Here is a 12,648-nt window from a genome sequence, read left to right on the forward strand (position 1 = left end):
CAAGAAACCGCAATTGCCCAGGTGTCAGTGGGCGCTCCACTCCACCTGGCTGATGTCGATGCCGTCCTGGTACATGTCCCACAGCGGCGACATGGCTCGCAGCTTGACGACAGCGGCCTTGATCATCTCGATGGCCTGATCGATCTGCGCTTCGCTGGAGAAGCGTCCGAGGGTGATGCGCAACGAGCTGTGCGCGAGCTCATCGCTGCGCCCCAACGCCCGCAATACATAGGACGGCTCAAGGCTCGCCGAGGTGCAGGCTGAACCCGACGACACGGCCAACCCGCGCAGCGACATCATCAGCGACTCGCCTTCGACGAAGTTGAAGCTGATGTTCAGGTTGCCGGGGAGTCGGTGCTCCAGCGAGCCATTGACGTAGACCTCTTCCATGTCGGCAAACCCGCCGAGCAGCCGCTCGCGCAATGCCAGCAGCCGCGCGTTCTCGCTGTCCATCTCCTGTGCCGCCAGGCGAAACGCTTCGCCCATGCCAACGATCTGGTGCGTCGGCAAGGTGCCGGAACGCATGCCGCGCTCGTGCCCGCCGCCATGGATCTGTGCCTCCAGGCGAATCCGCGGCTTGCGCCGGACATAGAGTGCGCCAACGCCCTTGGGGCCATAGAGCTTGTGCGCGGTGAACGACATCAGGTGGACATGGAGTTTCTTCATGTCTATCGCCACCTTGCCAGCGCTCTGCACCGCATCGACATGAAAGAACACATCGCGCGCCTTGCAGACCTCGCCGATGGCGGCGATGTCGTTGACAGTACCGATCTCGTTGTTGGCGTGCATGATCGACACCAGGATGGTCTGCTCGGTAATCGCCGCAGCCACGGCCTCGGGCTGGATCAGGCCGTCCTGGTCCGGGTCCAGGTAAGTGACCTCGAAACCGTCGCGCTCCAGATGACGACAGGAGTCGAGCACCGCCTTGTGCTCGATGCTGGAGGTGACGATGTGGTTGCCCTGGGTCCGGTAGAAACGGGCGACGCCCTTGATCGCCAGGTTGTCCGACTCGGTAGCGCCAGAGGTCCAGACAATCTCCCGCGGATCGGCATTGACCAGCGCGGCGACATGCCGGCGCGCCGTCTCGACCGCCTCTTCGGCCTCCCAGCCAAAGGCATGGGAGCGCGAGGCCGGGTTGCCGAAATGCCCATCGGCGGTGAGGTAACGGCACATGAGCTCGGCAACCCGCGGATCGACCGGCGTGGTTGCGGAGTAGTCCAGATAGATGGTGTCGCCCATTTTCAGTTCCTCTACACGCTGACGGGATTTCAGTTAGCCGGGTCAATCTAACAAAAATAGCTTGCATTGCAAGCTATTTTTGTTACAAAAGAGACGCCATAAGGACCGCCAACGCAGCGGCCCCGTGCGACCTATCTCCTGAAAATTCCAACGCGACCAACAAGAACGAGAGGCGACAACGTGACTGTAATGACCTTCAACTGTGTGACCCGGGCGGGTGAGTCCCTGCGCGATCTGGCCATCGACAAGGTGGTGATTGCCGGCTGGACCGGTCGCGACCGGGATGCCGTCGAATCGCACATCGTCGAGCTTGAGGAGCTTGGCGTGAAACGCCCGGCAACGGTGCCCTGCTACTACTTCGTCAGCGATGACCGCCTGACCCAGCAGACCGACATCCAGGTGGTGGGTGGCGAGTCCTCCGGCGAAATCGAATTCTTCCTGCTCAACGATGGTGAGCGCCTGTGGGTCGGCATCGGCTCGGACCATACCGACCGCAAGGTGGAAACCTACGACATCACCGTCTCCAAACAGGTCTGCGCCAAACCGGTGTGCCGCACGCTGTGGCCACTGGACGAGCTGCGCGAGCACTGGGACCAGTTGCAGTTGCGCGCCTGGCGCGAGGATGTCCAGGGTCAGCGGGTGCTTTACCAACAAGGCAATGTCAGCGCCATGCTCGCCCCTGACGATCTGCTTGACCGCTTCTGCACCACCTACGGCACAACGTTCGACAAAGGCACACTGATGTTCTGCGGAACGCTCGCAGCGATCGGCGGCATCCAGCCCAGCCGGGAAATGCACCTGGAACTGAAGGACCCGATGCTGCAGCGCGACATCGCCTTCCACTATGCCGTGGCCGATATCAGCCGCTGATTCGTTTCGCCCGGTTTGCTACTTCGTCCGCCCTGGACGCGGACCGGGCGATGGTGCTCCTCCAAGCCGTGCTTCCTTCCTAGGCCCGACCCCACAATGAAAAAGAACAATTCCCGGTCCCTGCGTGCCACCCTGATCATCATTGCCGCAGCGGCGCTGATCGTCATCGGTATCCAGCCCATCCTCATCGGCCTGTTCGCCGAGCGTCTGGCCCTGACGCTCAGCCAGCAAGGCTGGCTCCTGTCCAGCGACATGACCGGCATACTGCTGGGCACATTGCTGCTGCCTGTCCTGGAGCGCCGCTGTGCAGGCCGTTACCTGTACTTCTGCGCAGCGCTGGCCGCGGCCCTGGTCAATGCCTACTGTGTCGCCGTGGACGACTTCGCCACGCTGCTCGCCTGCCGTTGCGCGTGCGGCTTGAGCGCCGGATTGCTGTACGCCGGTGCCATCAACGCCCTCGGCCGCCTGCCAGGCCAGGACCGCTCCTATGGCCTGGTGCTGCTGATACAGACGGCGCTGTTCGCGCTGGTCGCAGCGACCCTGCCGAGGCTGGCCAACGCCGCTGGCGAGCAATGGGCAATTCTCTGCATCGGCCTGTGGTTCAGCCTGCTGGTGCTCCTCTCGCTGTTGCTGCCGCGCAGCCTGGAGCGCAGTACCCTGCGCCAGCAGACCGGGACCGGCACCGCCCTGATCGGTCGCTATTCGTTGCTGGGCATGCTGTGCCTGCAGGTGGCTATCTATTGTCTGTGGGGGTTCATCGACCAGTTGGGCCGCGAACGCGGCATTGATGCCGTCGACATCGGCTGGGCCTTCGGCCTGGGCGTGCTGGGCGGGCTTCCCGGCGCTGCCCTGCCCAGCCTCCTCGGCGCCAGGGTGCGCCGTGGCCTGATGATCAGCCTGGGCTCGCTGCTGGTGCTGCTGTCGATCATCCTGCTCGCCGGTAACGCTCACACGGCAAGCCAACTGTGCACCGCGCTGTTCATCATGAACTTCGGCTGGGTTCTGGCGTTGACCTACTACATGGCATCGATCACCCGCAATGACCCGCACGGCAACCTCACGCCGCTGATCAGTATCGTGCAGTCGGGTTCGGCGGCACTGGCACCCGCGATGGTCGCGGTGGCACTGCCGTGGACCGGGCACCAGGCGATATTCGTCATTTCCGGCATCGCGGTGCTGACAGGATCAGGCCTCACCTATCTGAGCGCCCTGCCGGGCCGGCAGCGCGAAGCTTAGAGTCAATGCCGAAGCGGGGTCGAGACAGCGGTCAGGGCGAAGGTGGAGTGGTTGCCGCGGTTGTCGAGACAGGCAAGCGTGGCGCTCAGCGTCTTTCCTGCGCTCTCCTGGAGTGTCGCGCCCCGTCGCGGCGCACGATCCTGCTCAGTCCAGGGCGCCATTCAAGACTTCGTAGACGATCCCGGTGGCCACCGCGACCAGGATCAGATCGACGCCGGCCTGCATCCACTCGTAGCCGTCATAGCGGGGAAGCTGGCCAAGGAGGCGGCCGTCGAGTTTCTTCGCGATGCCTGGCGGCAGCGGCTTACCCCGGGCGAGGTTCTTCTGGATGCCGGGTGGCAGGGCCTTGCCCGGGCTCCAGTAGCTGCGGTGGGCACCGAGGATGCCGAACACATCGTCGCGATCGATCGACGGGCCGCCATGCCAGTCGTTCTTGCCGTGGCCGTTGCTGCCGCCGTGATCACCGTGCCCCTTGCCTTTGCCGGGGTCGGCGAAGGAAACGCAGGGGGCCAGGGACAGGGCAAGCGATGCGATCGTGGCAATGACGGCTCGATGGAGGCTCATCTCGACTCTTCCTTGCTTGGGGGCGGGTGGGTGAAATCGTAGTCGATCAGGTACCCGGTGGCGCAACGAGATACCCGCAGGCATGAAAAAACCCGCCGAAGCGGGTTTTTCGTTGCGCCGACTGAATCAGTCGTCCGAGCTCATGATGCCGAACAGTTGCAGCAGGCTGACGAACAGGTTGTAGATCGATACATACAGGCTGATGGTGGCCATGATGTAGTTGCGCTCGCCGCCGTGGATGATCTGGCTGGTCTGGAACAGGATGCAGACCGACGAGAACAGCACGAAGCCGGCGCTGATCGCCAGTTGCAGGCCGCTGATCTGGAAGAAGAAGCTCGCGACCACCGCGCCCAGCAGGACGAAGAAACCAGCGGTGATGAAGCCGCTGAGGAAGCTCATGTCCTTGCGGGTGATCAGCACGTAGGCCGACAGGCCACCGAACACCAGGGCGGTCATGGCGAAGGCCGAGCTGACCACTTCGGCGCCACCGGCCATGCCCAGGTAACGGTTGAGGATCGGGCCGAGCAGGAAGCCCATGAAACCGGTCAGGGCGAAGGTGGACACCAGGCCCCACACCGAGTCACGCAGCTTGGCGGTGAGGAAGAACAGACCGTAGAAACCGATCAGCACGACGAAGATGTTGGGGTAGCCGACGCGCAACTGCTGTGCGACGTAGGCCATGACGGCACTGAAGACCAGGGTAAGGGCCAGCAGACCATAAGTGTTGCGCAGGACCCGGCTGACCTCCTGCTGTTCGGCCTGAAGGCCGTGATTGACGGCGTAATCCTGTTCGCGCATGGCGACACTCCTGTGGGGGTTTTGAAACGTTGAGTTGCAAAGATCATAACAGAGCCTTGGAAACCAGCCACTTAGAGAGTTTGACAGCTTGTTTCATTTCGGTATGATGGCGCCCGCATTACAAAGTGGAAGCGTGGCCGAGTGGTTTAAGGCAACGGTCTTGAAAACCGTCGATGGGCAACTATCCTAGAGTTCGAATCTCTACGCTTCCGCCATATTCAAAAGCCCTGATTATTCAGGGCTTTTTCGTTTCCGGCATGTGATGCCTCATCCAGCGCGCTGCCGTCGTGGCCTGCGGCAGCGACCGACATGACGTAGACAACCTTTCCGAGCCCCGCCTTCGCAGCGACCTTCAGGACACTGCGAGTCGCTTCCATATTGACAAGGACAGAGTCAACGCCGACGGCCAAAGCAGCATCAACCATGCCAGCAGCGGTACCAGCCCTCCTGCTCGGTCACCCGCAGGTCGGTCTGGTACAAGGCGGACAGGCGTTCGCTGCTCAGCACCTCGGCCTTCGGCCCGTCGGCGACGATACGGCCCTTGTCGAGCAGCACCACGCGCTCGATCTCCGGGATGATCTCGTCGATATGGTGGGTGGTGATGATCATCGCGTGGTCCGCCCCGCAGAAGCGCCGCATCAGCTTGAGCATGCCCAGGCTCGCGCCCATGTCGAGGCCGTTGGCCGGCTCGTCGAGGATCAGCGCGCCCGGCTTGTGCACCAGCGCGCGGGCCAGCAGCAGGCGGCGGCGCTGGCCGGTGGAGAGGCGCTGGAACATGGTCTGCGCATGCTCGGACATTTCCACCACCGCCAGCAGTTCGCGGGCCTGATCCAGTTGCTCGGCGCTCGGCTGCAGATGGCCGTGGGCACCGATGGAACCGAAGAAGCCGGAGACCACCACGTCCAGGGCCTGGGTGTAGGGGGTGTAGTCATCCTGCAGATCCTGGGAGACGAAGCCGATGCGGCTGCGCAGCGCCCACAGGTTGACGGTGTCGCTGCCGAACAGGCGCAGGTGGCTGCCCTCGCGCTCCACCGGATACAGCTCGCGGGTGATCAGCTTGAGCAGGGTGCTCTTGCCGGCGCCGTTGGGACCGAGGATGGCGACCTTCTCGCCTTCGCCGATATGCAGGGAGAAGCCATCCAGCACGCGGGTCTGCTGCTGGTAGGCGGTGACGTTGTGGATGTCGATCATGAGGGGCTCGTGAATACGGGGACTGGGGGAGTTTGCCATTTGTTACAGATAGTGAAAATGAAGGTTTTGCGGGGAACTGCATGAAGGCTGCCAGGTGCCTGCCTTGAGTTTTGCCGCGCCCTCCAGATCGAGCGCCGCCCGCGCGGCGCATCGCGGATGAATCCGCTCCCACATTTGTTGCAACGTACCTCTGTCTGACAGGCCATGGTTGACCGCCTTGTTGGTTCGACGCGATACCGAGTCGAACCCAACAGCTTCCCCGCGATACATCGCCGTGAGACAAAGGCTGGCAACTCAAATCTCACAGGCCATGGCACGTTGCAACAAATGTGGGAGCGGATTCATCCGCGATGCGCCGCGCGGGCGGCGCTCGATCTGGAGGGCGCTGCAAGACTCAAGACAGGCACCTGGCAACCTTCATGCGGTTCCCCGCCAAGCCGTCAAAGTTGTGCAGATACCTACGCCCCCCGCCACGCCAGCGCCTTGTACAACTCCACCGCATTGCGATACGACGCCGTCTCCGCCCGCGCGATCTCCTGGCGCATGCGCAGCAACTCGCGCTGACTTTCCAGCACCGCCTGATAGCTCCCGGCCCCCGCGTCATAGCGGCGGCTGGCAATGTCGAACGCCGTCTCGCCATGGCTGGCCGCGCGGACCAGGGTCTGTAGATGGCGCTGGTGCTCGGTCAACTGCACCACCGCGCCCTCCACCTCCTCGATCGCCAGCAGCACGACCTGCTCGAACTGCGCGCCCTCGCCCGCCGAACGCGCCTGCGCGGCACGCAACCGGGCACGGACACTGCCCAGGTCAAGCGCCGGCCAGGTCAGTCCCGGGGTCAGCTCGAAGGCCCGCGAGGCGCTGCCCAGGTCACCGTCGCGCAAGGCGAAGAAGCCGACGAAACCGCCCAGGCTGAAGCGCGGATAGAAATCGGCCGTGGCCGCGCCGACATCCTCGACCCGCGCCGCCAGCAAGCGTTCGGCGCGCACGACATCCGGGCGGTTGCGAATCAGTCGATCGACATCGCCCAGAGGCAGACGGCGCGCCAACGGCAGCGCTGGCACCGCCCCCAGCTCCAGCGCCGCACTGCCCGGGCGCTGGCCACAGAGCACCTGCAAGCGGTACAGGCTGCGCTGCAACTGGCTCTGCAACGCTGGCACCGAGGCCTCGGCGCGCAGCAGGTTGCTGCGGGCACTCTCGCGGTCCTCGGGCAGGCCGCTGCCGACCAGCAACTGCGCCTCGACCATGCGCACGGTTTCGCCCCAACTGCGCACCTCGTCCTCGGCCAGCGCCAGCTGATGGCGTTGCCCCTGGGCATCGAAATACGCCCGCGCGACCTCGGCGGCGATACTCAACTGCACCTGCTGCAGATCCGCCTGCGATGCCTCGACCCGTGCCTGCGCGGCACGGTTCAGATGATCGAGACGACCGAACAGGTCCAGCTCCCATTGCAGGTCCAGCCCCGCCCGCCACGACTCGGCCAGGCTGCGCGCCGGTCGCTCGCCGTTCACCGCCTGCTGTTCGAGGCTGCGCCGATAACCCGCCTCGCTGGTGACGATCGGGTAGCGCTGCAGGTCCTGCTCGTCGAACCCGGCCCGGGCCAGCAGCAGATTGGCGTGGGCCTGACGCACATCGTAGTTGTGGACCAGGGCCTCCCCGACCAGCCGCGCCAGTTGCGCGTCGTCGAAGAAGCGCCACCAGGCTGCATCCGCTTGCCCGCGGTCGGCGGAAAACTGCGCCGCCTGCGGACTGACCAGGGCAATCGGCGCGATATCGGGCTTCTGGTACTCGGGCCCGACGCTGCAGGCTCCCAGGGCGAGCAAGGCGCCCGAAAGAATCAACAATTTCATCAATGCTCCTCAGGCCGCGCCGATGCCAAGGCTGCGCTCGGCATCGGCCAGCTGCTGCTGACGCACGCCCAGCACGCGGTGATCGCGGGCCAGCCAGGAATAGATAGTGGGCAGGACGAACAGGGTGAACAGCGTGCCGACCAGCATGCCGCAGACGATCACCACGCCCAGGCCGAAACGGCTGTTGGCGCCGGCGCCACTGGCGAACAGCAGCGGCACCACGCCGAAGGTCATCGCCGCGGTGGTCATCAATACCGGGCGCAGGCGAACCTGCGCGGCACGGATGATCGCCTCGGCACGAGCGAGGCCGTCACGCACCTGGATCTCGTTGGCGAACTCGACCATGAGGATGCCGTGCTTGCTGATCAGGCCGATCAGGGTCACCAGGCCGATCTGCGTGTAGATGTTCAAGGTCGCCCAGCCCAGCGCCAGCGGCAGCAGCGCGCCGCAGATCGACAGCGGCACGGTGACCAGGATGATCAGCGGGTCCACCAGGCTTTCGTACTGCGCGGCCAGCACCAGGTAGATCACCACCAGGGCGGCGAGAAACGCCCACACCAGGGCCAGGCCTTCCTGCACGTACTGGCGCGATTCCGATTGCCAGTCATGGCTGAAGCCCGGTGGCAGCTCGCTGGCCAGGCGCTCCAGGAACGCCACCGCCTGGCCCTGGGACACCCCCGGCGCGGGAATCGCCTGCAGGGTACTGGCGTTCTGCTGGTCGAACTGCAGCAGCCGGTTCGGCGCCACATCCATCTCCAGGCGCACCACGGTGGACAGCGGCACCAGGCGCCCGTCATCGGCGCGCACGTACTGCCGGGCCAGGGCCTGCGGGGTCAGGCGCTGGTCCTGGATGCTCTGCGGAATCACGTCGTAGGAGCGGCCATACAGGGCGAAACGGTTGATGTACTGCTCGCCCACCAGCACCGCCAGCGAATCGCCGATGTCCTGCATGCCGATGCCGAGGCTGGCAGCCTTGGCCCGGTCGATGGCGACCTTGACCACCGGGTTGTTGTAGTCGAGATCGCTGTCCACCACGACGAACAGACCGCTCTCGCGGGCGCGCTGCTTGAGGCCTTCCATGGTCTGGTACAGCAGCGGGTAGTCCTGGGCGCCGCGCAGCACCATCTGCACCGGCAGGCCGCCGCTGGAGCCCGGCAGCGAAGCCACCTGGAAGGCGAAGATGCTGCTGCCCTCGACCTCGCCCACGGCCTGCTGCAAATCGGCCTGGACCTGCGCCGCGGAACGCTGCCGCGCGCCCCAGGCACTCAGGTTGATGCCGCCGAAGCTCGACGCCGGGCCGTCGGTGCCGTTGATGATCCAGGTATCGGTGGTCTCCGGGATCGACTTCATCACCCGGTCCAGCTTGCTGGCGAAGCGCTCGACGTACTCCAGGTTGGCGTACTGCGGCGACTTGATCGCAGTGAGCACCGCCGCCTGGTCCTCCGGCGGCGCCAGCTCGCGCTGCGCCTGCAGGTACAGCCAGGGCAGGCTCAGGCACACCAGCAGGGCCACGCCGCCGCTGATCCAGCGCCGCGCCAGCGAGCGCGCCAGCAGCCGTCCATAGGCCGTCGCCAACCCGCCGAAGACTTTCTCGGCCAGCCTGGCCATGGGCCCGTCCTGCTGCCCCGGCTTGAGCAGCAGCGAGCTCATCACCGGCGACAGGGTCAGGGCAACGATGCCGGAAACGATCACGGCGCCCGCCAGGGTCAGGGCAAATTCGCGGAACAGGGTACCGGTCAGCCCGCCGATCAGGCCGATGGGCGCATACACCGCGGCCAGGGTCAGGGTCATGGCCACCACCGGCCCGGCGATCTCCCGCGCCCCGGCCAGGGCCGCGGCGATCGGGGTCTGTCCTTCTTCTATATGGCGGTGGACGTTCTCCACCACGACGATGGCATCGTCCACCACCAGGCCAATCGCCAGGACCATCGCCAGCAGCGTCAACAGGTTCAGGCTGAAACCGGACAGCAGCATCAGCGCCGCGGCCCCGAGCATCGACAGCGGAATCGCCAGCACCGGGATCGCCACGCTGCGCAGCGACCCCAGGCACAGCCAGATCACCAGCACGACGATCAGCATGGCCTCCACCAGGGTGTGCATCACCTCGCGAATCGAAGCGTCGATGAAGCGCGCGGTCTCGTAGGCCAGGGCCACCTTCACCCCTGGCGGCAGGGTCTGCTGGATCTGCGGCAACAGCTTTCGAATGCCGTCGACGATCACCAGCGGGTTGCCCGCCGGGGTGGGAAACAGTCCCAGGTGCACCGCCGGCTTGCCGTCCATGGTGGCGCTGGTCTGGGTCATCGCCGCGCTCAGCTCGACGCTGCCGATATCGCGCAGCCGCACCAGGTCGGTGCCGTCGTTGCGCACGATCAGGTCGCGGAAGGCCTCGACGCTGGTCAGGTCGGTGTCCACGCGGATGTCGGCGAGCACGTACTGGCCGCGGACCTGCCCGGGCGTGGCCTGGTAGTTGTTGGCGCGCACGGCCTGGGCCACGTCGGCGGCAGTCACCCCGCGCCCGGCCATGCGCTCGCTGTCCAGCCACAGGCGCATGGCCAGGTTCTGTCCGCCGAAGGTCTGCACCTTGACCACCCCGTCGATCCCGGAAAACTGCGGCTCGACCACCCGTGACAGGTAGTCGCTCAGTTCGGGAATCGACAGGGTCTCACTGGAAAAACCGACATAGGCCACCGCCGTCGAATCCCCCGCCGACAGCTCGACCACCGGGTCGTAGGCCTTTTCCGGGAGGCGATAGCGCACCTGGTTGACCTTGGCCATGGTCTCGGTCAGGGCCTGGGTCGAGTCGCGGTTGAGGACCATGCGCAGGGTGATGGTGCTGCGGCCCTGGATCGACGACGAGGACAGGTAGTCGATGCCCTCCACCGAGGCCACCGCCTGGGTGATCGGCTGGGTGACGAAGCCCTGCATCAGCTCCGCGGAAGCGCCGGGGTACTGGGTAGTGATGGTGATGGTCGAGCTTTCCAGCAGCGGGTACTGGCGGATCGGCAACTTGCCCAGGGCGAACAGCCCCATCAGCACGATCAGCGCACTGACCACCAGGGCCAGCACCGGACGGCGGACGAACAGGTCGGTGAATCTCACGACTGGCCTCCGTCGGCGGCGCCCAGGCTGTCTTCGCTCACTTGTTCGACCTGCATGCCGTCACTCAGCTTGAGCTGCCCGGAAACCACCACCTGGTCGCCTTCGCGCAGCCCGGAGGTGATTTCGACCCGGCCCTGCCAGCGCTCGCCGGTGGTCACGCCCACGCGACTGACGCTCAGGCCCTTGTCCGGGTCGCGGCTGGCGACGAACACGGTCTGGCCATAGGCGGTGTAGGTGATCGCGGTTTCCGGCAGGGCCAGCACGTTCGGCGCTTGCAGTGCATCGAGGCGCACGCTGGCGTACATGCCGGGCTGCAGGCCGCCGTCCGCATTGGCCAGGGTGGCCTGGACGCGGACCAGGCGCGACGCACTGATCATCGGGTCGATGGCGCTGACCCGCGCGGAGAACTGCCGGTCCGGCAGCGCATCGACGCTCAGTCGCAGGTGCTGCCCATTGCGCAGTTCGGCGACCGCCTGTTCGTTGAGCGAGAAATTCACCCGCAGGCTGGTCGGGTCCACCAGGCTGGCGATGGTCTCGCCGGCATTCAGGTACTGCCCCTGATGCACCCGGCGGATGCCGAGCTTGCCGGAGAACGGCGCGACGATGGCTTTCTGCGCGATCCGTGCTTCGACCTGCTGCAGTTCGCCCCTGGCCATTTCCATCGCGGTGCTGGCGTTGTCCAGTTGTTCCTGGCTGGTGACGTTCGAGGCGCGCAGCTTGCGCGTGCGCTGCAGCAGCGCTTCGGCGTTGCCCAGTTGCGCGCGCAGGCGCAGGCGCTCGGCCTGCTCGGGGGCGTCGTTGAGCTGCACCAGCAACTGTCCGGCCTTGACCACCTGGCCCGACTCGAAGGCGATGCGCACCACGCGCCCGGCGCTTTCCGCCGCCAGTTGCACCTGGTTGGCCGCCTCCAGCTCACCCACAGCGAACTGCTGCCGTGGCGCCTGTATCGCCGTGACCCGCGCCAGCGCCACCTTGGTCACCGGCCATGCCGCGGTGGCCTGTGCCGATGGCGTCCTGCCGGCCAACCCGCCCACCACGGCCAGCACCACCAGCAGCGCCGCCCCTCCCCCCACCAGCATCCTCTTGCCCATGCCTTGCCCCGATCATCGATGGTGAATGTCCCGCTGGGCGAAAAGCCTTGCGGGAAACGATGGGGCCGGACTATAAAACCTCAACTTTACTTGAGGTCAACACAGGTGCCAGCGAAAAATAATACCGATGGCGTGCGTACGCTCAGCGTCGGCGAGGTGGCCAGACGCGCCGGCGTAGCGGTCTCCACCCTGCATTTCTACGAATCCAAAGGCCTGATCGCCAGTACCCGCAACGCCGGCAACCAGCGCCGTTATCCGGCGCTGGTGCTGCGTACCATCGCCATTATCAAGGTGGCGCAGCGCACCGGGATTCCGCTGGAGGAGATCAAGCGGGCGTTCGGGCGCTATCCGCCGAACAGCAAGCTGACCGCGGCGCAGTGGGGAGAGATGTCCACGGCCTGGCGCGAGGACCTCAATGCACGGATCAGGACCCTGGAGGCGCTGCGCGACAGCCTGGACAACTGCATCGGCTGCGGGTGCCTGTCGCTGGAGGATTGCCCGTTGCGCAATCCGGAGGACCGGCTGGGGCTGGAGGGGCCAGGGCCGCGGGTGCTGGAGCAGGCCTGCCGGTAACGTCCGGGCTGACGCTGTCTACCGGACCCTCTACCCCCGTAGGAGCGCGGCTTGCCCGCGAAAGGACTGCGTAGCAGTCCCGAATTGGATACCGCCAATGATATGTCGGGACCGCTGCGCGCTCCTTTCGCGGTGGTTCG

At 65.5% G+C, this 12,648-nt stretch carries 11 protein-coding genes and 1 tRNA gene; 4 read left to right on the plus strand and 8 right to left on the minus strand.

Annotated elements, in window-relative coordinates:
• Positions 1-24 precede the first annotated feature (24 nt).
• Positions 25-1,239, minus strand: a complete 1,215-nt coding sequence (locus tag RTI28_RS17055; RefSeq protein WP_316921550.1) for an IscS subfamily cysteine desulfurase — start codon at positions 1,237-1,239, stop codon at positions 25-27.
• A 189-nt stretch (positions 1,240-1,428) separates the two neighbouring features.
• Between RTI28_RS17055 and RTI28_RS17060 the strand changes: the two genes are divergently transcribed.
• Together RTI28_RS17060 and RTI28_RS17065 are read left to right on the plus strand one after the other, a co-directional pair.
• Positions 1,429-2,109 (plus strand): DUF2848 domain-containing protein, encoded by a 681-nt coding sequence (locus RTI28_RS17060; RefSeq protein ID WP_316921551.1) that lies wholly within the window; start codon positions 1,429-1,431, stop codon positions 2,107-2,109.
• Positions 2,110-2,205: 96 nt separating this feature from the next.
• Positions 2,206-3,345: an MFS transporter gene (locus tag RTI28_RS17065; RefSeq protein ID WP_316921552.1), complete on the plus strand. Its 1,140-nt coding sequence runs from the start codon at positions 2,206-2,208 to the stop codon at positions 3,343-3,345.
• Between the two features lie 144 nt (positions 3,346-3,489).
• Here RTI28_RS17065 and RTI28_RS17070 read toward each other — a convergent pair whose 3' ends face one another.
• Together RTI28_RS17070 and RTI28_RS17075 are read right to left on the minus strand one after the other, a co-directional pair.
• Entirely contained in the window at positions 3,490-3,909 is a 420-nt protein-coding gene (locus RTI28_RS17070) for an anti-virulence regulator CigR family protein (RefSeq protein ID WP_316921553.1), read from the minus strand.
• Between the two features lie 126 nt (positions 3,910-4,035).
• A complete protein-coding gene (locus tag RTI28_RS17075) occupies positions 4,036-4,707 on the minus strand; it encodes a Bax inhibitor-1/YccA family protein (protein WP_316921554.1) in 672 nt (223 codons plus the stop codon).
• Between the two features lie 127 nt (positions 4,708-4,834).
• Between RTI28_RS17075 and RTI28_RS17080 the strand changes: the two genes are divergently transcribed.
• Positions 4,835-4,922, plus strand: a tRNA-Ser gene (locus RTI28_RS17080).
• Positions 4,923-4,925: 3 nt separating this feature from the next.
• On the opposite strand, the gene RTI28_RS17085 is transcribed toward RTI28_RS17080, so the two are convergent.
• From RTI28_RS17085 to RTI28_RS17105, 5 genes are all read right to left on the minus strand, one after another.
• Positions 4,926-5,132, minus strand: coding sequence for a hypothetical protein (locus RTI28_RS17085; protein ID WP_316921555.1), 207 nt, complete (start codon positions 5,130-5,132; stop codon positions 4,926-4,928).
• Positions 5,125-5,898 carry an ABC transporter ATP-binding protein gene (locus RTI28_RS17090; protein WP_316921556.1) on the minus strand — a complete coding sequence of 258 codons (774 nt, stop codon included), beginning with the start codon at positions 5,896-5,898 and terminating at the stop codon, positions 5,125-5,127. Before RTI28_RS17090 ends, RTI28_RS17085 begins: the two co-directional genes overlap by 8 nt.
• Positions 5,899-6,356: 458 nt before the next feature.
• On the minus strand, positions 6,357-7,745 hold the full coding sequence (locus RTI28_RS17095; RefSeq protein WP_316921557.1) for a TolC family protein: 1,389 nt from the start codon (positions 7,743-7,745) through the stop codon (positions 6,357-6,359).
• A 9-nt stretch (positions 7,746-7,754) separates the two neighbouring features.
• The gene (locus tag RTI28_RS17100; RefSeq protein WP_316921558.1) at positions 7,755-10,844 is read right to left on the minus strand and encodes a MexW/MexI family multidrug efflux RND transporter permease subunit; all 3,090 of its coding nucleotides are present in this window, start codon (positions 10,842-10,844) and stop codon (positions 7,755-7,757) included.
• A complete protein-coding gene (locus RTI28_RS17105; protein WP_316921559.1) occupies positions 10,841-11,935 on the minus strand; it encodes an efflux RND transporter periplasmic adaptor subunit in 1,095 nt (364 codons plus the stop codon). The genes RTI28_RS17100 and RTI28_RS17105 overlap by 4 nt, the downstream gene beginning before the upstream one ends.
• Positions 11,936-12,040: 105 nt before the next feature.
• Between RTI28_RS17105 and soxR the strand changes: the two genes are divergently transcribed.
• Complete coding sequence (soxR, locus tag RTI28_RS17110) at positions 12,041-12,508, plus strand: redox-sensitive transcriptional activator SoxR (RefSeq protein WP_316921560.1); 468 nt, start codon at positions 12,041-12,043, stop codon at positions 12,506-12,508.
• Positions 12,509-12,648 lie beyond the last annotated feature (140 nt).

Source organism: Pseudomonas sp. zfem002, assembly GCF_032621685.1.
In the GTDB taxonomy this organism is placed as follows: domain Bacteria; phylum Pseudomonadota; class Gammaproteobacteria; order Pseudomonadales; family Pseudomonadaceae; genus Aquipseudomonas; species Aquipseudomonas japonica.